We start from the raw sequence: 20619 nt of genomic DNA on the forward strand, positions 1-20619 counted from the left end.
ATTTATTTAGTTGATAAAACCCTTGATATGTTTTGACAAAACATATCGGGGGTTTGTTTTTGTGGTAGAAATTTATTGGTTTGAAATTAAAACTTTTTAGCGTACATAGACGTCTTAAAAGTGTAAAACAATTAGATATGTATCTAAAACAAAAGAGGAGGAGGGAACTTGGCACTATTTAAGAAAGAACGGTTAGAAGATCAAATTGCCGAATGTGCTGAACAGTATAAGGAAAATTACTACCGATTGGCATACAGTTATGTGAAAAATGTGGATGATGCTTTAGATATTGTACAGGAATCTGTATATAAGGCAATTTACTCAGGTAAGTCATTAAAAAACCAAGATTACATAAAAACCTGGATTTATAAGATTGTAGTGAATACATCTCTGGATTTTCTGCGCAAGCAAAAGAAAAATATTGTAGTTGATGAAGAGCTTTTAGAAAGTTTTGATTTTGGTGCAATAGACGATTATGAGGATTTTGATTTGCAAAAAGCCTTGGATAACTTGCCCTTTAAATACCGTACAGTAGTTACATTAAGGTATTTTGAAGATATGAAAATCAATGAGATAGCAGAAATTCTCAATGAGAATACCAATACAGTAAAGACCAGGCTCTATAAGTCTCTTGAAATGCTGCGTATAAAGATAAGTGATGAGGAGGTTTAGTATGGAAGATAAAAATCTGCAACTTCTTAAAGAAAGGTATTTGAAAACACCTATTCCTGAAGAATTAGATTCTATGGTAAATAAAGCATTGGAAGAGGGGAGAAGATACACAATGAAAAGAAGAAATATATTTAAAAGAACGGGGGTAGTAGCAGCATCCATTGCTATTTTTGCTGCTGTACTTACGGTGGGGATTAATAGCAGCCCTACTTTTGCTTCTACCCTGATAAAGGTTCCGTTTGTAGGAAATATAGTGAAAGTCCTGAACTTTAGAGAGTATATTGTCAATGAAGATGGGTTCAATGCAGATATAAAAGTGCCTGCTGTTGAAGGTTTAGAAAATACGGAATTAGAAAGCAGCCTAAATGAAAAGTATCTTGCTGAAAACAAAAAGCTGTATGAAGAGTTTATGGCGGAAATGGAAAAAATGAAACAAGAGGGTGTCGGTCATCTCGGTGTAGACAGTGGATATGTTGTGAAGACCGATACAGACAGGATCCTATCTATAGGCCGTTATGTTGTCAATACGGCAGGTTCTTCTTCAACCATTTTTAAATACGATACTATCGATAAACAAGAAGGAATACTAATTACCTTACCAAGTTTGTTTAAAGGCTCTAGTTATGTAGAAATTATCAGTGAAAACATAAAGCAACAAATGCTGGAGCAGATGAAAGCAGACGAAAGTATAATTTACTGGGTGGATATGGAGGGAGAAGAAGATACAGCCAAAGCTTTTGAAAAAATATCACCTGCTCAGAATTTCTATATTAACGAAGAAGGAAAATTAGTCATTTCATTTGATGAATATGAAGTAGCACCGGGATATATGGGCGTTCAGGAGTTCATTATTCCAACTGAAGTAATATCTGATATTCTGGTGAGTAATACGTATATAAAGTGAGATTAAGGGTAATTATTAAAAAATAACAGAAATGGTATTGAAGAATTTTAATAAAACGATATTATTAATGATATGGAAAAGAATTTCTATTTTTGATAAGAGGTAGATTGAACAGAAAGGAATATGAGTGGTTATGCCAAAGATGCCAGTTATTTTTGTAGGACATGGGTCGCCTATGAATGCCATTGAAGATAATGAATATTCAAGAACCTGGAAAAGTATTGCAGAAAGGATACCAAAGCCAGAAGCAATCCTGTCCATATCCGCCCATTGGTTTACAAAAGGCACCAAGATTATGAATGAGAAATCTCCAAAAACGATCTATGATATGTATGGTTTTCCTGAAGAATTGTATGAAGTGAAATACAATCCACCAGGTTCTCCTAAATTAGCCAAGTTCGTGAAAGAACTTATTTCAAAGGAAGCGGAATATGACAACTCCTGGGGAATCGACCATGGAACCTGGTCCGTATTGGTTCATATGTATCCGGACAGAGACATCCCTGTAATCCAAATGAGTGTGGACGCTTATGCGCCTCCTGAGGTTCATTATCAAATAGGGCAAGAATTAAGGATTTTAAGAGAACAAGGGGTTTTAATTTTCGGTACAGGGAATATCGTTCACAATTTAAGACTGGTGGATTGGCATATGGGAAGCAAGGGTTTTGACTGGGCCTATGAGTTTGATGAGTATATATATGAAAATATCATAAATAAAAATCATGATAACATTATTAAATTCAAAGAAATGTACCCTGCCGCAAAACATGCCGTACCCACTCCGGATCATTTCTATCCTTTACTCTATGCTCTCGGAGCTTCCGAGGAAGAAGACAAGATTACAGTTTTTAATCAATCCTGCGAACTCGGTTCTTTAACCATGACAAGTTATCTTTGGGAATCATAAAATATCACCTCCTGTTGATGATTTATAACAGGAGGTGTTTTTATGAAATTATATCCTTTACGAAAAAACTAAAAACTTTCTTATTTATTTACTAAGTTGCTGAACAACTATGTCTGTTGATTTATCAGAATACCTGCAGATACAAAAGTATATATCTTTATAAATTGATTTTTTTGAATTTAAAAATCAAAGGAATAAAAGTGAAAAATATGGAAAAGATTTAGTTAGTAATAAATAGGAGGGATATAAAGATGAAAATTACACCGAATCTTGTCATTGCTGATTTAGAAGAATATCTGCGATTATTTCATATTTCATTGTCAAAACAAGCCAGGCGAACTTTACTTGACATAGAAGAATTTGCATACAGATGTGATCATTGTGTTAATGTGAATCTTTTTTTTAGTAAAATTATAAGGAACTATGATACAGTTCGGAATATACTAATGGATCGGGGAATTAATCCTAATCTGGCAGCATTGATTTTAGAAAAAAGCTATTATGACACCATAGAGGATACGATAAAATACAGAGAAGTGAATTTTAGTTATTCCCAAATGTATATGAGAAGAGACAATCCTAAAACGGATATTATAGACAGGGCATTGGAATATTGTGTGCTGGAAAACAGGGATATTCTGGAGAATAAAGATTTACTTCTGGCTAGTATGGATTATTTTGAAGAGTCTATTGCTCAGGATCATGGTTATAGGAAGGATAAAACATTAGATGAATCTCCTGTCACATTATCCCATGTATACGGACGTTATAATGAAAATCTTTGGATTGAATTTGACGAGATTAGAAAAAGATTGCAAAACTCTAAAGCATTAGAAGAGAATATAGAACTTGACAGAAACGATATCAATATATTTCTTCATTATGATCACAATTCATTACATAACAGTTCAACCCATACTGCATAATGGAGTTAGTTGCCCAAATTAGTCCATATTAATATAAAATACCTCCTGTTAAAAAGCGTATAACAGGAGGTATTTTATATTAATATGGCTAAAAAGTTTTTCTTTCTTTTCCTTGCTCGCTTAAGCAGAGCAAAAGATTGATTCCAGGCGGATCTCCCTGATAATTTAGTATCCTGATGAGCAGTGATTTCATATCAGTTGAATGTATGACGGTGTCTTGTCTAATGACTTTTACCAAGTCTGGCTTGTTAAAGCGTTTGATGATTACTTTAAGTTCTATTGCTGAAGATAAACGGGGTCCAATTTCAAAAAATCCACTTACAGGAATTGTTGACTGCCACAGAAGGAAGTCTTCGTTCTCTGGAAGATTCCTGTATGTTGCAGGCAATTCGCATTGTAAGAATTCCGGACAACATGGACTATGGCACTTGGAATGTGCGTCTAATAGTTCCTGGAAGCAATGTCTGAATAGAATTCTTGAGGGGGGGTTTTGGACGAAAGCCTCAATTCTTTTAGTATAATTTCCGGTAAATGCAAAGGATTGGCCAGGTTGTAGAGTTCTTGTGATTGTTTTTCCATTATATAAGAGAATCCTAATGGTTGTGATGGCAGCGCTCTGATTGCCGTCAAAAGTAAATGTCCCTTTTATTGGCACATAACTTTCCCATACTTTACCGGAGTTTTCTATAATAAATCCACCATCACATTCTAAGGGGCTGGGACAACATAATTTTGAAAAGTCTTTTAGTATTTGCAGTGGCATAGTTTTTCATCCCCTTTCAATGGCAATTGCTCTTGCATACATATTTCTGTTATTACAGATCCTGTTCCTGATTCTGAGTGTACTTTTACATAAACGTTTTTGATGTAATCCACAACCAATATTCTGGGGACATTAACAGGAATCGTTTCTGTGATTGATTTTTTATCGTATCGTTCTATAATAATTTCTGCAGATTCACCGGCAGTCAAAGATATTTCTATCATTGCTTTTACAGGAAATCCTGCATGCCATAGCTGGTATTTTTGATTGTTTTCGATATTTTGGGCTTCTACAGATAAAAATTGACAGAAAAGTGGTTGAGGACAACAAGTGTTGTTTTTATTGTGTTTAATGATATTTTGTGTGCAGGATTCAAAGTCTACTAAACCTCTTGCTGTTGGATCTTGGCTGGAGAATCGTACATTGACTGATATAATTCCCTCATCCGTGATCATAAATCCTTCATTGGGTTTTAGAGTTTGTGTACCGATGCAGCCATCTTTATATCGGAATTTTACAGTCATATCTGCATCGGTTTCGGAGACATTGCGTATCGAAAATGTTCCTTTGATAGGCTCAGTTGATTCCCATAAAACAATGTCTCTGTTTAAAGGCAACTCTACAGGGTTCGTTATGAGAAGATTAGCATCTGTTTCACATCTTACTGGTTCAGGACAGCAATCGGTTTTTTTACTGTCAAGGCTTTCACTTCCAATATCCTTATGGAGCGCCTGATCCTGTATACAAAGGACTAGTCTAATTGCATTATCGCCAGGGTCACCATTGTTTAGTTGAACGAATACGCCTTCTATATCTGCAGTTCTTACAGTAAAGATTCTTTCTCCTGCAATTGTTCTTGTGATGTCTGGTTTTCCATAACGTTTAATGACTACTTGTGCTCTTTGCTGCGGTTGACCTTCTATTGAAAATAGTATTTCACCGTCTACAGGGATTTTAGAAAGCCATATAGGGATATTTTGACCTTGAGGATTATTTAAGGATTCCACTCTCAGAAAATCACAATGAAGGGATTTTGGACAGCAGACAGATTTTCTTGGAGGTATATCCTGTACACAATATTGGAACAGCATTTCTCCAGCTTCTGTAGGGGATTGATTTAATCTTATGGTGATTTTTTTTACATCTTTTGAGGTGATTGCAAAACCTCCACCAGGTAGCAAAGTTTTTTGTAGTGCATTATTATGAGCAAACTTTATATTTACTGTTAAAGCTTCGAGGTAAAAGTTAGTTATGGAATATGTTCCTTTTACAGGCATATCAGATTCCCATATTTTTAAATTTTGGAGAGGCGGTATCGCATTAACGAAAAAGCTGTTTTCACATTTAAGAGGTTGATCACAGCATGAAATTTGATTTTCTTCCTGATGGCATAATCGAATTTGAACGAAAGAATTGGATGAGTTGATTTCCGAAGAAGTGACAGTTAATTTATTAATGTCATCAACAGAGATTATGAAGAATAATTCGGACTCATTGCCTGTACTCCCGTTTAAGGGAATCGTTCTTACAATATCAGGTTTATTAAAACGTTCAATTTCAATTGTAGCAGATGGTTGATCTGATGGATTGAATTCAGAATCGAAAATAAATTCCAGGACACCTTTAACAGGAAAGAAAGTCTCCCATGTAAATAAGGGTTCTGCGGTCCATTGTACGATATCAATATCCAGTTCATCGCATGTAAGGACAGGAGAACAGCACTTTTCTCCAATTGATTCTGCATTTGTGGTGTCCAGATTACAATACCTGAATTCAATTAAGGCAGTTTGATCTGCTGGGCCATTTGTTACTTGAACACTTACTTCAATGACTTGGTTGATTGTGAGAGCATAGGCTGTTCCACGCTGAACAGTCCTTGAAATGATTGTTCCATTAGCTTGCTTAATCTCGAAAATAGCAATGGTCCCTGGAGGCGTTAGTCCTGTGTTTAATCTTAAAAAAAAGGTTCCTTTGATGGGCTCTGTTGATTTCCAGAGGGTTACGGGATCATTCATGTTTAAACTCGCAGTAAATCCTTCACTGCACATCATTGGTTCTGGACAGCAATTTTTTCGTGTGACTTCTGTTGTTAAAAGTTGCAGTGCCATAATTTTCACCTCTTTTCATTGTTTCTAATATCAATATATGTCGAACAGGTAAAATTGGACATATATTTTTGGGTTTTATTAAGAGTTAAGGTACTAATTTGCATAAATCTTTCAAGAATATAGATGTTTCTGTTGACCACAATTGATAAGGGAGTTTGCTGTTGTTTTCCTACATAAGCATTTGGAGATTTATGAGTAAAAAGGTAATATAGATTTTAGTTGTGGAATTATAAAATTTATGATAAATATGATGTTATAGGGTTTTAAAAGTTATAGTTATGCAAATTTAGAGGTGATTATATGGCGAGTATAAAAGATGTTGCGAAATTAGCAGGTGTCGGAGTGGGAACAGTATCAAGAGTAATTAATAACAATCAATCTGTTAGTGAAGCAACTCGTGAAAAAGTAAAATGGGCAATTGAGCAATTAGACTATGTACCCAATGAAGTCGCTAGAAACTTTAAAAAGCAATCGAGCCAACTAGTTGGAATGATGATTCCTACGATCGCTCACCCTTATTTTTCTAAACTGGTTTTCTATGTGGAAAGTGAATTGTATAAACATGGTTATAAACTCTTGATATGTAATTCAGAAACTGAGAAAGAGAAAGAACTGCAATATATAGAAATGCTTAAGATGAATCAGGTGGCAGGGATCATCGTCATTTCTTATCATGATTTTTACAATAAAATTAAGATAGATTTTCCTGTTATAACTATAGATCGCTATATCTCCTCTGAAATTCCACATGTCACTGCAGACAACTACATGGGTGGAACACTTGCAACAGAAGCTCTTATTAAAGGTGGCTGCAAAAAACTCGGATATTTAGGTGGAGGTTCATTGATTCAGACTTCTGTAACCAAAAGGAAAGAAGCATTCATTGATATTGCAAAAAAACATAATATTCCATATGTAACCATGGAAGAAATTGTTCCTTTACATCAAGAATATAAGCTGGCAAGAAAATTTCTTGATCATTATCCTGAAGTAGATGGTGTTTTTACGAGTACGGATATGTTCGCTGCAGCGCTTATAAAGGAATTAATATTGAGAGGACGCAGGGTACCAGAAGATGTTCAAGTCATTGGCTTTGACGGAATTCAGGATAACGATTTATTTCATCCTTATCTTTCAACGATCGAACAGCCAGTAGAGCAAATTGCCCAAACAAGTGTACAGTTACTCCTTGAAAGTATTATGCACAAAAATGTTCCCAAAGAAAACATTCTTAATGTGCGATATAGAAAAGGAGAAACCAGTTTGTTTTAGAAATTATAAGAAATATAAAAAAATCTAAAAAAATTATAAAACAATATTGACATATTACATAAATGTTGATATATTTAAGACGTAAAATTGAAACGTTTCCAAGAGAAATATATCAACGTTTTTTATTTTTAAGTACTTTGGAAACGTTTCAACAAAAAGGAGGAGATGTAAGTGAAGAAAATTTTATCACTACTGCTTGCATGTGCATTAACGGTGTCCATAGCAGGTTGTGGAAAATCAACTACAGGCACCTCAGAATCTGGTGATTCTGGCACAAAAACAGAAACAACTGGAGGAGCGAATGGCAATGGACCTGTTGAACTAAAAATGTGGGTTCATGTCACAGACGACACAGACGAAGGCAAATCTTATGCTGAACGGGCAGCGGCCTTTAATGAAGCCCATGATGACATCAAAGTTACAGTAGAATTTATACCTCGTGATGGAGGCGGATCTGGTTACGAAGATAAAATCAATACGGCACTTACAACAAATCAATTACCTGATGTAATCACTTTAGACGGACCTAATACTGCGGCTTATGTAGATGCAGGTATTGTTGCACCAATTGATGAGTACATATCTAAAGAATCTCTTGATGATTATTTACCCTCTATTCTCCAACAAGGAACAGTTAATGGTAAATTATACGCCTTAGGAGCAATGGAATCTTCAGTAGCTCTTTTCTACAATAAAGATATCCTTGCAAAGTACAATATCCAACCAGGTACATTAGACAATCCATGGACATGGGATGATTTGTTTGAAGCAGCCAAAACCATTACGGAAGGGGAAGGATATCCAGCATTGGATATGAGATTCAATGATATTGGTGAATGGTATATTTACGCATTTGCACCATTTATTTGGTCCAATGGGGGCAAGATTATTGGTGAAGACGGTTTAACTGCTGAAGGAATCTTTAATAGCCCTGAAGCTGTTGAAGCCTTGACATTCTTTAAGAAGCTTGTTGATTCAGGGGTAGTAAGCGTAACTCCAGAAGAAAACAACTTTGAATTAGGAAAATCTGCATTATATTTAAACGGACCATGGGCAATACCAACTCTTGAAAACAGTTATCCTGATATTAATTTCGAAGCAATGCCTTATCCGGTTAGTCCAAAAACAAAGGAATTGCATGTACCAACTGGTTCCTGGCAGTATGCTGTAACTGCTCAATCCAAACACCCTGCAGAAGCAGCAAAATTAGTTGAGTGGATGACAAATACTGAATCTGTTGTTTCTATAACTAAAGCAATTGGTATGCCACCTGCAAGAAAGTCATCGGTTGAATTCTTGCCGGAATATCAAGAAGGTGCAAGAAAAGTATTGCTTGATCAGCTGGCTAAGGGAGGCCATGCAAGACCTTTATCTGTAATCTATCCAATTATATCAAGAAACTTCCAGGAAGCAGTGGAAGCAGTTCTTTATGGAGATGATCCTCAGACAGTTCTTGATGAAAAAGTACAGGTTATCGAACGTGAAGCACAACGCTATAAAAAATAAGCTGATTGATTCTGATAGGGTAATGGGACATTCCTATTACCCTATTATTCAAAATAGGGAGTGGGAAAATGCTAAAATCTAAAAAACTCTTTGGTAAATATAAACTTGGAGAGACATTAATCGCCTATGCTTTTTTAGCACCAGCACTTATATTTATTTTAATTTTTGTCCTCGGGCCTATCCTTGCATCTTTTTCATATGCATTTACAGACTATTATCTTTTAAGACCTAATGATATTCAGTTTATAGGGTTGGAAAATTTTAAATATCTTATTGAAGATAAACTGATGTGGAAAGCATTTTTTAATACATTTCAATTCATTATTATGGTTATACCCCTTCAGGTAGGTACGGCATTAATACTGGCATTACTGGTGAATAGAAAAATAAAATTTAATTTATTTTTTAAGGTTTCATTTTTTGCACCAGTTGTTATGTCCCTGGTTGTTATTTCAATTTTGTGGATGACTTTATTAAATCCAGAATCGGGACTAATCAATGCCGCATTAACTACCTTAGGTCTATCTAAACAACCCTTTTTAACAAGCACTACACAGGTAATGCCTACCATTGTTGCTGTATCTGCATGGCAAGGTGCAGGATATCAAATGATGATTTTCCTTGCAGGTCTTAAAAACATACCAGCAGAATATTATGAGGCTGCAAGCCTTGATGGAGCGAACGGTTGGCAAAAGTTTTTATACATTACCCTGCCATCTTTAAAAAATGTAACAGTATTCATTATGATTACAACTTTAATTGCTGCGTTTAAATTAATTGTTCAGCCAATGGTTATGACAAGTGGAGGACCTAAAAATTCATCGTTGACTATCGTCTACTATATTTATCAGACAGGTGTAAGATACAGAAATGTAGGTTATGCCAGTGCCATTACTTTAGTCTTCGCTATAATCGTTGCTATCCTGATTTTACTACAACGTCGTTTGATAAAGGAGGAAGATTAATATGAAAAAAATGAAAGCTTTAATTAAAAGCATACCATTTTATACATTCATGTTTCTTTTGGCATTTATTTTTCTTTTCCCAATTGTATGGATGGTAGTGAACAGCTTTAAACCAGAAGCACAAATCATGCTGGATCTTAAAACCCCTGCAGCATTTCTTCCTCCAATAAACATTAGTATAACTGAGTGGTTTACGCCTTATAAAGAAGTATTTATGAGATTTGACTTGTTTAGAGGAATCAGGAACAGTCTTATGTATGCCATTGTACTTGTTGCACTGAATCTCCTTGTTAATTCGATGGGGGCATATGCATTGGCTAAATTTGATTTTCCTTTGAAGAATTTCTGGTTTACATTGATTGTTTTGGTTCTTATTGTACCGGCTGAGACCAATATCGTGCCTTTGTTTGTTATAGTACACAAATTGGGGCTGGAAAACACCCTTTTAGGGTTACTTGCTCCTAACATTGGAAATGCACTGAATTTATTCTTGTTTAGGCAATTCTTTATAGGAATCCCAAAGGAACTGGAAGAAGCTGCCTTAATTGATGGAGCCAACAGCTGGACGATTTTCTATAATGTTATTATGCCTCTTTCCAAATCAATATTTGCAACCATTGCAATTTTAACCTTTATTTTATCCTGGAATGATTATATCTGGCCTGTACTTATTTTTGCAGACAATGCCAAATTACCATTACAGGTAATTTTAAATGTGCTTAATAATACACAGCCGGTTTATACCAATCAGGTTCTTGCGGCATTAACAGTAGCAACGATTCCTATGGTTTTGATTTATGTATTTTTCCAGCAATACATTGTTGAAGGTATTTCTCATACAGGAATTAAGTAAAGCAAATTGCTAAGTAATAATGATTAAAAGATTTATCTTATACAAAAAAACATTAAAAGAATGAAAGGTGGATCAATTGTGACAGTAAATGAAGCTAATCAATATATCCAAATAAACAAAGAAAAAGTTATCAATAGGTATCGACATAATTACCATGTTATGGCGCCTATTGGATGGATTAACGATCCTAATGGTTTTTCCCTTTTTAAAGATGAATATCATTTGTTTTATCAATATTATCCCTATGACAGTGAATGGGGCCCAATGCATTGGGGGCATGCTAAGTCGAAAGACTTCATTAAGTGGGAGACGTTACCTGTAGCCCTTGCTCCTGATCAACCCTATGATGTAGGAGGATGTTTTTCAGGCAGCGCTATGCAAATTGGTGAAGAACTTTATCTGATGTATACAGGACATACAGATCCGGATAAAGAAAATCCTGAAGCTGTAAGAGAGGTGCAGTGCCTGGCAAAAAGTACGGATGGAATTGCTTTTGAAAAATGCAGCAAAAATCCTGTTATTTCTTCAGATGAAGTGCCTGGTCATGCACGCATTCAGGATTTCAGAGATCCCAAGATATGGGAGAAAGACGGAAAGTATTATGTCGTTATTGGCTCTAAAAGAAAGGATTATAAGGGACAAATCTTATTTTATACTTCTGAAGACTTGGAAAATTGGAAGTACTTAAATCGTTTTACTTTGGAAGAGGATTTTGGCACTGTTTGGGAATGTCCAGATTTGTTTATGCTGGATTGCCGTGATGTACTGATTATGTCTCCACAATTACTTCCTGAAGGGAAATATGGCAGTCAAAATATTTATGCTTGTATTGCGGCCATAGGAAATTTTGATTACTCAACAGGGGATTATCATGTTGAGCATTATCAACAGCTCGATTCTGGTTTCGATTTTTATGCCCCCCAGACAGTAAAAGCAAAAGATGGACGAAGGATTATGATTGGCTGGATGAATATGTGGGAGCGAGAATCCCCTCTTAAAGACTTAGGGCATTATTGGAGAGGTTCAATGACCTTGCCAAGAGAGCTGTTCATTAAAAGCAATAAAGTCTATCAGCAACCGGTAAAAGAAATCCAAAATTACCGAAAAAATGAAGAAATCTTTTATGGATTGAATATCAATGAAGAACATTCATTAGAACATATCAAACTTCAAAGTCATGAATTATATATCGAATTAGACAATATGGAAAATAAAGTACTTGATATCGATTTGTTTAAAAATGGAGATGAATCCTTAAAATTGACTGTGGACGGAATCAAGAAAGAAGTCAGACTGGATCGCAGCAATATTGGATACTCCATTGAAAGCAAAAATAAACCAAAAGATTATATTCGCAAGCAGTCTATTGATTCGATGAAAGAAGGAATTAAGTTAAATATTTTTGTGGATGTTTCTTCTGTAGAAATTTTTATAAATGACGGGGAATATGTAATGACAAGTCTGGTCTACCCTAAAAACGAAGGACATATCGCTTTCCGATCCTGTGATTTGGTAACGATTAAAAAATTTATAAAGTGGGATATATGTGTTTAAATAATTAATCAAATATATGACAAATTATTTGCTGATGTAAGGTCTCTCAAGGGAGGGTCTGCTGTGAAAAAGGATATGAAGAAAAATAAAACGATACGGGATGTAGCAAAATTTACCTTTATGCCCAAACTGAAATTGAACATAAATATTCAAGGCATTTCTTCAAAAATCATTATATTAGTATTGACAGTGATTATCATTTTAACATGCTTTAATACAGGAATTGCGACCTATACAACCTATACTACAATGGATGAATTGTTTAAGTCTAATATCGAAACTTTAACATTAAGAGAGAAAGAATATTTTGATGCAATTACAGGAAATATTGAGAATTTAACTGTATCCTTAGCTTCTAACACGGAGTTTCTGGAATATGGCGGTAAAGTGGATGTTTTAGAAGGCGGGGAGAAGGTAAAGGGCATTACATACATTAAAGAAACGATATCTACAGCTATTAATTCTAATAAATTCATATCATGTATATATTTGATCAGCAGCAAAGGACAGATTATTTATCCTGCAGGCTCTTCGAGTATGGATGTCTCTAAAGATGAGAGACCTAAATGGTATGAAAACATTCTGGAAAGTAATCAAGGAATCTGGTTTCAGCTAAAAAAAGAGGAATTTCCAATTACAAGGTCAGATGCAGGTGTTACATATGGCATAAAATTAACACCCCGCTGGGGCAGTGAATTTATCTTGTTATATGATTTAAAAAAGAATACCTTTACAGAATCTTTAGCAACAATGAAAATTGGGGAAACATCACAATCATATATTATTTTGCCAAGTAAAGATGTTATATACGGGGATCAAATATATATAAAGGACGAAAGTATTTTAGAAGAACAGCAGTTAGTGGCTGATATACTGGCTAAAACAGGCAGTGAAAAAAAGATAACTTTTGAGTATGAAGAAGGGTTATTGGTATCTTTAATACATTCAGAACAGAGTGGCTGGTGTTATATCAATACTGTTGATAAGAATGAAATACTGGCACCTGCAAAAAGAATCAATACACAGCTTATTTATGGAGCAGTTCTCTCAGGAATTCTGTTTGTGTTTATTGGTATCTACTTTTCTATTCAGTTTACAAAGCCCATCAAAAGATTAATTGGGGTAATGAATGAAGTTGAGAGAGGAAATTTGACTGTTGAGGCAGATACTAAAGGAAAAGATGAAATTGGATTATTAGGGACAGCATTTAATTCAATGATTAAACAGATAAAACAGATGAGTTTGCAAAATGATAAGATTGCACAGACAGTCAATGCTTCAGCACAAAATATTGCCATTATTTCAAAAGAGACAGCCACAGCAACCAATGAAATTGCCAAAGCAATTGAAGAGGTAGCTGATGGGGTAGCTAAGCAAAGTGCAGAAGTCAATGAAGGAAATGAGTCATTTAAAATCCTGTCTCGAAAAATTGAGTCCATGTATGAAAATGTTCAGTACATAGATAAGATTTCAAATGACGTGCAAACTATTACATTAAATGGAATTTCTATTATGAAAAGTTTGCAAATGAATTCATTAAAGACGACAGAAATCACGCAGCAAGTTGTTGATTCTATGGAATCTTTGAATGATAAGATTAATGAAATTATAAAGATAACAGGTATGCTAAATACGATTTCAGGTCAGACGAAACTATTATCTTTAAATGCCAGTATAGAGGCAGCGAGAGCAGGAGCATCCGGCAGAGGGTTTGCAGTGGTTGCCCAGGAAATCAGAATGCTTGCAGATCAATCTGCAAATTTTACACACAATATTGAAGAATTGATACAGAATATTATTTCAAAGACCCAACAATCAACCCAAATGGTATATAAATCTGAAAATATTGTAAGCGAGCAAAATACGATTATCAGCCAATCCATTGAAGCATTTGCCAAGATTCAGCAAATTATCAATAAATTTATTGAATATACAGAAGAAATCTCTGGATATATCAAAGAAACAGAAAATTACAAGGTACAAGTATTAGCTAATATGGAGCAGATTTCTCTGGTTTCAGAAATCAATGCCAGTACTGCAGAACAGATTTCTGCAGCTACACAAGAACAGTTCGCCACGACTGAGCAATTAAGCAACATGGCCGTTGAATTAGCCCAGTTAGCCAGAGATTTAACACAGTCTATGGGGAAATTTAAAATCAAATAATTGCAATTGGAGGGGGAAAAATGATTAAAATTAAGAAACATAAATCTATTGCTGTAATTATGTTACTTGTTTTTTTCATTTCGCAAGTATTTAGCTTTAATGGTGCAATTATAGTTTATGCTGAGGAAGATATTCCAAATTCAATTGTAAATCCAGGCTTTGAAACAGGCGATATGACAGGATGGACCATATTAGAAGGAGAAGCTTTCAGTCAAGATAGCGTTTCAGGGGATCAGACCTGGTGGGTAGAAGCAATTCCTTATAACCAAGAAGGGAAATATCATCTGAATGGCTGGAAGTGTGAAGAAGCAGCGACAGGCAGAGTACGTTCCACTACTTTTAGACTAGGAGGAAGTGGTTGGATTACTTTCAAACTTGGAGGAGGTAAAAATGTCAATTTAGTTCATATTAAAATCCGAGACGCAGAAACGGATGAAGTTTTGGCTATATATGGGAATACAGCTTTTGCGGATGTGAATTTCCCTAATATTGAATTGGGGATGCGTTTGGCCAATATGGAACAATATAGAGCGGATTTATCTGAATACATAGGAAGAAAATTATATATTGAGATTGTTGACAATGCGACCAATGACTGGGGGCTAATTTTTGCTGATGCATTTTTTACATATCATGAGACTGTACCTACAGAGGGATTACTTGCCAGAAACTTTCTTATAAAAAATCCAGGGTTTGAAACAGGAGATATAAGAGGCTGGACGGTTGTTGAAGGCGGTGCTTTTGGTCCCGATAGTGTATCTGGTGACATAACTTGGTGGGCTGAAGCCATTCCATATAACCAGGAAGGCCAATATCATTTAAATGGATGGAAATATCCTGAATCAGAAAAAGGTAAGATTCGTTCTTCCACATTTATGCTGGCAGGCAGTGGTTGGATCACCTTTAAGCTTGGCGGTGGAGGAGATCCTAATAAAGTATATATCGAGGTATATGACGCAGATAAAAATGAGTTGGTTGCAGTCTATGCCAATACTGAGTTTGCGGATAAGAATTTCCCTAACATAGACGAAGGTATGCGTCTGGCGAATATGGTGCAATATAGAGCAGACTTATCAGATTTTATTGGTAAGGATCTTTACATCCAAATTGTTGATGAGGCAACAGAAGGATGGGGCTTGATCTTTGCCGATGCATTCTTTACCTACCATGAGACGATACCTGCAGAAGGGGTGATAGCACAAAATAGGTATATTCCCCCCACAACGGTATCAAAATATGGAATACAAAATCCAGATTTTGAAACAGGTGATTTTGAAGGATGGGAAATCGAAGGCGATGCTTTCTTAGTATCTAATGAAAAGATTGATTCTATCCATCCTAAAAATGCATATTATGCAGTCAGTCAAAAGGAGAAAATTGGCAGCATAAAGTCAACTAAATTCACTATAGGAAATGCGGCTCGAATAGAGTTTATGATTGGTGGAAACAGGGATACAGAAAATTTATATGTAGCATTACTAGATGCCGATACAGATGAAGTGCTTATAAAAGAGACACCTTCTTCTTCTGACTTTGAAACAGTAACATGGGAGCTTAAGCCATATCTTGGGGAAAAAGTATATATTCAAGTAGTGGATCAAACAAACACAGGTTTCATAATGGTAGACGGCTTTGAAGTTAATAAAGGGCTGATAGCATACTGGTCATTTGATGAAATGCAGGGGAAATACGCAAAAGATAAGGCTGCTGATGCAGAAGATTATATTAACTATACATTTAACAACGCAAAGTATAAGCCGTCCACAGATCCTCAATGGAGAAACAATGGTGTCAAAAACGGTGCTTTATTATTTGATGGATATTCCACATGGATTGAAAGAGAAGCTTCCAGGTTTGGAGAAATCTCTGATGAATTGACCATTGAAGCGTGGGTTGCACCAAGATCCTATGAATGGGGAGATGGTGGTAAACTATCTGCCATTGTAAATCAGTACAGTAAAGGTAAAAGAGAAGGATTTATTTTAGGAATGTATCGCCATGGAACATGGTCATTCCAAGTAGGTATTGGAAACAAATGGATAGAAGTATGGTCAGAAGATCAGGTTTTGGCAAAGAACCAGTGGTCCCATGTGGCAGCGACCTTTAGTAAAGATACATCAACGGCAAAAATATACTTGAATGGGGAATTGGTTGCAGAAGCACAGACTCCTGCTCAGAGATCTATCAATATTTCGGCTGCGAACCTGATGATTGGCAAAAATAATGAAGCAGTGAAATTAAACGGCGTTTTTGACTACAACATGTTTAACGGTTTAATCGACGAGTTAAAAATCTATAATAAAGCTTTTACAGATGAAGAAATTCAGAACCACTATGCTCAGGATTTAGCTCCATATAATGGCAATATTCCTCAAATTAAATATGAAGATATCGCCCTTGATCCCAAAGTTTACGATGGTGACAGATACCGTCCCCAATATCATGCAATTCCACCGGGACATTGGATGAATGAACCCCATGCTCCTATTTACTATAAGGGTAAATATCATTTATTCTATCAGCACAATCCACAGGGACCTTTCTTCCATCAGATTCATTGGGGACATTGGGTAAGCGATGATTTGGTACATTGGGAATATATGCCTGTAGCATTGTCTCCACAAAAAGGAGATATTGCTCCTGATGGAATGTGGGCAGGAAGTGCAACCTATGATGCAAATGGAAAGCCTGTACTTTTATTTACAGCAGGCAATGACAGTAAAGCTCCTAATCAGGCTGTTGGTCTGGCAACACCAAAGGATATAAACGATCCTTATTTAAAAGAGTGGGAAGTTTATCCAAGACTTATCAACGAGCAAAAGCCGGGTATGGGGAAATTTGGAGAATTCAGAGATAACTTTACATGGAAAGACGGAGAAAAGTGGTATCAGATTGTAACGTCTGGTTCTACGATAACAAAGAGTGGTACAGCACTCATTTATGTATCCGATGATTTATACAATTGGGAGTATAAAGGGGAACTATATCAGGCAGATTTGGACAAATACCCTTATTTAGGAACCGTGTGGGAATTGCCGGTACTTCTTCCTGTCAAAGATCAAAAAGGAAACCAAAAGTATATCCTGACAGTACTTCCGGCAGGAGAAAAAAGTGATGTAGAAGTATTTTACTGGATTGGCGAATTTGATAAAGAAAACTGTCGATTTATTCCAGACCATGAAGAACCAAAATTAATGGATCTTGGAGATTCAAAATTTACTGGCGGAGCAGGCATGGTTGATCCCAAAACAGGAAGAACGATTTTCTTCACTATTGCACAGTTGATCAACGGCACTGCTGGAAATCAATTCTATTATGATTTAGGATGGGCTCATAATGCTGGATTACCCATAAGTTTAAGCTTAGGGGATGATGGAGAACTTCGCTTAGAACCTATAGAAGAACTGAAATCTTTAAGAGGAAAGCAACTGGTATCCTTATCAAATAAGAGCTTGGAAGAAGCAAATCAACTCATCCAGGATATTCAGGGAGATACTTTAGAAATTGAACTGGAAATTGAACCAGAAGATGCAAAGAAATTTGGTATTAAAGTAAGACGTACGCCAAATGGGGAAGAAGAAACCTTACTGTATTATAATAAAGAAGATCAAACTTTCAGCGTAGACAGAACCAAAACAACTTCTGACCCCGACTTGAAAATGAGTTCAGGTATTCAAGGTGGAAAAGTAGACTTAAAAGGAGAGAACCTGCAATTACATATCTACCTGGATCGTTCAATGGTTGAAGCCTATATCAATCACAGAAAGAGTCTGACAACAAGAGTTTTCCCAAGCAAAGGGGATGCAATGGGCCTTAAACTATGGGCAGATGGAAATATTACAGTTAAATCAATGAATGTGTGGGAAATGAAATCTGCCTATGGAGATGGAAGCATTGTGCCAGGATATTGGACCGAATTTACCAACAGTACTCCAGAAAATGTAGGACATTTAGTTAACCATGATTTTGCAACAGGAGATTTAACTGGATGGATCGTTGCAGAAGGTAATGCCTTTACCGATGCTCATGTAACAGACGTTGATACATACTGGGGTGGTAAATTTAATCCTACTGGAGAAATACCTGGGAAATACCATTACTGGGGATTCAATGAAGCCCTTGGAGGAGATTCCCTTACAGGAGTAATGAAATCACAGAACTTTATACTTGGTGGAGACGGACAGATTGATTTTCTGATAGGCGGAGGCAATGACATTGACCGATTATATGTAGCCCTGGTAAGAGCATCAGATGAACAGGAATTATTTAAGGCAACGGGCCGAAATTCTGAAGAATATTCTCGTGTCCTGTGGAATGCTTCAGAATATATAGGGGAAGAATTATATATCAAAGTAGTTGACAACCACACTGGAGGATTTGGACATCTTAATCTTGATGATGTTAATGTACCTGTTAAATTAGAACCTCTTATGATTGATGGAATTCCTTCAAAGCTTAAAATTGGTCAGCAAGCACAGACCGTTGTAAGTGTTGTATATGATAAGAACTATTCAAAAGATGTGACTTTTGAGTGTACTTTTAAAATCAGTAATCCTACTATTGCTGAAGTGGATAGCCATGGGTTGATTACAGCTAAAAAAAGAGGTGCTACAGTTGTAGAAGCTGTGTATGAAAGCCTTCAAGGACGTCACAAAGGCGTATTCTCATTCACTGTTGTTGATTCAGGAAGCAGCAGTGGGGATAATAATAGTAAACCATCTTCAGGTGCAACAAATCAGCCTGTAAATGAACCTTTATCAACAGTTCTCAGCAATACTAAAGGGGTTGAGCTCCTTATAGAAGGAAAAACATCGAAAACTGCAGAGGGTAGAATTGTATTCACTGTAACGGCAGATGAAGACATGATGGAAAAAGCCCTTGTTGCATTGAAAAATACAGATGGAAAAGTGCTAAAAATTAATGTAAAAAATGTAAGAGATCTTGCTGAAGTCATTATACCCATTAAGTCCATTCTGAAAGTACAAAAAGAAGTTCCCAATGTGGTGATCGAAATTGAAACGAACCATGGAAACTACAAATTGCCAATTCGTCTGATAGACTTTTCATCCATAAGCGATGACCTGGGTGTATCAGTAGAACAAGGTAAACTTAAAATATCCATTGGTTCGGCAGATGATGAACAAGTAAAAGCAGTTATGAGGATTGCACAAGAGTCAGGATTAAATGTGCTTTCTGATATCATTGATTTTGGCATAACGATTGAAGCAGAGGGTAAAAGCAAAGGATTTAATGATTTTGGCAGTACCTATGTGGAAAGAAGTATTTATGTCGATAAAGTGTCTGATAATAGATATTCAACAGCTGTAATGTATAATCCCCAAACTCATGAACTATCCTTTGTACCTTCTATATTTGATGTCAAAGAAGGAAAAGCAATTGTTACGATTAAAAGAAACCGTAACAGTATTTATGCAGTTGTTGAAAATAACAAATCTTTTGAAGATGTTACATCCCATTGGGCAAAAGAAGATATAGAGTTACTTGCTTCGAAACTTGTTGTAAAAGGTGTAGACAGTAAAAGATTTAATCCTAATGGTAAGGTAACAAGAGCTGAATTTGCTGCAATGTTGGTAAGGGCTCTTGGCTTGTCAACAGATCAGGCACAAGCTGTTTTTAAAGATGTAGATGAGAATTCATGGTATGGAGGTATTGTACAGAAGGCAGTTCAGGCTAAGATCATCAATGGATACGAAGATGGTACATTCAGACCCCATGAAAACATTACACGTCAAGAAATGGCAGTTATGATTATACGTGCTTTTGAATTTACAGGTACAACAGTAGATGTTCATGAGAATGAAGAAAACCTGTTGTCTGAATTTACAGATGGGGATGGGATTCAACCATGGGCAAAAGAAGCAATAGCAAAAGCTGTGAGAGCTTCTATTGTCAGTGGAAGAAGTGAAAGTGAATTTGTTCCCAATGGAACAGCAACACGGGCAGAAGCTGCAAAAATGATTAAGAATTTATTAAAATATGTTGACTTTATAAATTAATAAAAG

At 35.9% G+C, this 20619-nt stretch carries 13 protein-coding genes; 11 read left to right on the top strand and 2 right to left on the bottom strand.

Features of this window, described 5'->3' with window-relative positions:
• The first annotated feature begins 168 nt into the window (after window positions 1–168).
• From JOD07_RS09555 to JOD07_RS09570, 4 genes are all read left to right on the top strand, one after another.
• Window positions 169–672 carry a sigma-70 family RNA polymerase sigma factor gene (locus JOD07_RS09555; protein WP_204613701.1) on the top strand — a complete coding sequence of 168 codons (504 nt, stop codon included), beginning with the start codon at window positions 169–171 and terminating at the stop codon, window positions 670–672.
• A 1-nt stretch (window position 673) separates the two neighbouring features.
• Entirely contained in the window at window positions 674–1576 is a 903-nt protein-coding gene (rsiV, locus tag JOD07_RS09560) for an anti-sigma-V factor RsiV (RefSeq protein ID WP_204613709.1), read from the top strand.
• 133 nt (window positions 1577–1709) lie between these two features.
• Entirely contained in the window at window positions 1710–2483 is a 774-nt protein-coding gene (gene ygiD / locus JOD07_RS09565; protein ID WP_204613711.1) for a 4,5-DOPA-extradiol-dioxygenase, read from the top strand.
• Window positions 2484–2734: 251 nt separating this feature from the next.
• A complete protein-coding gene (locus tag JOD07_RS09570) occupies window positions 2735–3409 on the top strand; it encodes a hypothetical protein (RefSeq protein WP_158740902.1) in 675 nt (224 codons plus the stop codon).
• 88 nt (window positions 3410–3497) lie between these two features.
• Here JOD07_RS09570 and JOD07_RS09575 read toward each other — a convergent pair whose 3' ends face one another.
• Together JOD07_RS09575 and JOD07_RS09580 are read right to left on the bottom strand one after the other, a co-directional pair.
• A complete protein-coding gene (locus JOD07_RS09575; RefSeq protein ID WP_204613713.1) occupies window positions 3498–4172 on the bottom strand; it encodes an S-Ena type endospore appendage in 675 nt (224 codons plus the stop codon).
• Window positions 4154–6280 carry a hypothetical protein gene (locus tag JOD07_RS09580; RefSeq protein ID WP_204613715.1) on the bottom strand — a complete coding sequence of 709 codons (2127 nt, stop codon included), beginning with the start codon at window positions 6278–6280 and terminating at the stop codon, window positions 4154–4156. Before JOD07_RS09580 ends, JOD07_RS09575 begins: the two co-directional genes overlap by 19 nt.
• A 300-nt stretch (window positions 6281–6580) precedes the next feature.
• On the opposite strand from JOD07_RS09580, the gene JOD07_RS09585 reads away from it, so the two are divergent.
• From JOD07_RS09585 to JOD07_RS09615, 7 genes are all read left to right on the top strand, one after another.
• Window positions 6581–7552 carry a LacI family DNA-binding transcriptional regulator gene (locus JOD07_RS09585; RefSeq protein ID WP_204613717.1) on the top strand — a complete coding sequence of 324 codons (972 nt, stop codon included), beginning with the start codon at window positions 6581–6583 and terminating at the stop codon, window positions 7550–7552.
• 171 nt (window positions 7553–7723) lie between these two features.
• Window positions 7724–9058, top strand: a complete 1335-nt coding sequence (locus JOD07_RS09590; RefSeq protein ID WP_204613719.1) for an ABC transporter substrate-binding protein — start codon at window positions 7724–7726, stop codon at window positions 9056–9058.
• 68 nt (window positions 9059–9126) lie between these two features.
• Entirely contained in the window at window positions 9127–10023 is an 897-nt protein-coding gene (locus JOD07_RS09595; protein WP_158740892.1) for a carbohydrate ABC transporter permease, read from the top strand.
• A gap of 1 nt (window position 10024) precedes the next feature.
• The gene (locus tag JOD07_RS09600; protein ID WP_204613721.1) at window positions 10025–10876 is read left to right on the top strand and encodes a carbohydrate ABC transporter permease; all 852 of its coding nucleotides are present in this window, start codon (window positions 10025–10027) and stop codon (window positions 10874–10876) included.
• A 78-nt stretch (window positions 10877–10954) separates the two neighbouring features.
• Entirely contained in the window at window positions 10955–12430 is a 1476-nt protein-coding gene (locus JOD07_RS09605) for a glycoside hydrolase family 32 protein (RefSeq protein WP_204613723.1), read from the top strand.
• Window positions 12431–12493: 63 nt separating this feature from the next.
• Window positions 12494–14596, top strand: coding sequence for a methyl-accepting chemotaxis protein (locus JOD07_RS15455; RefSeq protein WP_204613725.1), 2103 nt, complete (start codon window positions 12494–12496; stop codon window positions 14594–14596).
• 20 nt (window positions 14597–14616) lie between these two features.
• Window positions 14617–20613 carry an S-layer homology domain-containing protein gene (locus JOD07_RS09615; RefSeq protein ID WP_204613734.1) on the top strand — a complete coding sequence of 1999 codons (5997 nt, stop codon included), beginning with the start codon at window positions 14617–14619 and terminating at the stop codon, window positions 20611–20613.
• Window positions 20614–20619: the final 6 nt, after the last annotated feature.

This window comes from Defluviitalea raffinosedens, from assembly GCF_016908775.1.
Taxonomy (GTDB): domain Bacteria; phylum Bacillota; class Clostridia; order Lachnospirales; family Defluviitaleaceae; genus Defluviitalea; species Defluviitalea raffinosedens.

Bases quoted from the DNA above. Each gene is read 5' to 3' on its own strand.
- rsiV (WP_204613709.1), top strand. From the start codon at position 674: ATGGAAGATAAAAATCTGCAACTTCTTAAAGAAAGGTATTTGAAAACA.
- ygiD (WP_204613711.1), top strand. From the start codon at position 1,710: ATGCCAAAGATGCCAGTTATTTTTGTAGGACATGGGTCGCCTATGAAT.
- JOD07_RS09570 (WP_158740902.1), top strand. From the start codon at position 2,735: ATGAAAATTACACCGAATCTTGTCATTGCTGATTTAGAAGAATATCTG.
- JOD07_RS09575 (WP_204613713.1), bottom strand. From the start codon at position 4,172: ATGCCACTGCAAATACTAAAAGACTTTTCAAAATTATGTTGTCCCAGC.
- JOD07_RS09580 (WP_204613715.1), bottom strand. From the start codon at position 6,280: ATGGCACTGCAACTTTTAACAACAGAAGTCACACGAAAAAATTGCTGT.
- JOD07_RS09585 (WP_204613717.1), top strand. From the start codon at position 6,581: ATGGCGAGTATAAAAGATGTTGCGAAATTAGCAGGTGTCGGAGTGGGA.
- JOD07_RS09595 (WP_158740892.1), top strand. From the start codon at position 9,127: ATGCTAAAATCTAAAAAACTCTTTGGTAAATATAAACTTGGAGAGACA.
- JOD07_RS09600 (WP_204613721.1), top strand. From the start codon at position 10,025: ATGAAAAAAATGAAAGCTTTAATTAAAAGCATACCATTTTATACATTC.
- JOD07_RS09615 (WP_204613734.1), top strand. From the start codon at position 14,617: ATGATTAAAATTAAGAAACATAAATCTATTGCTGTAATTATGTTACTT.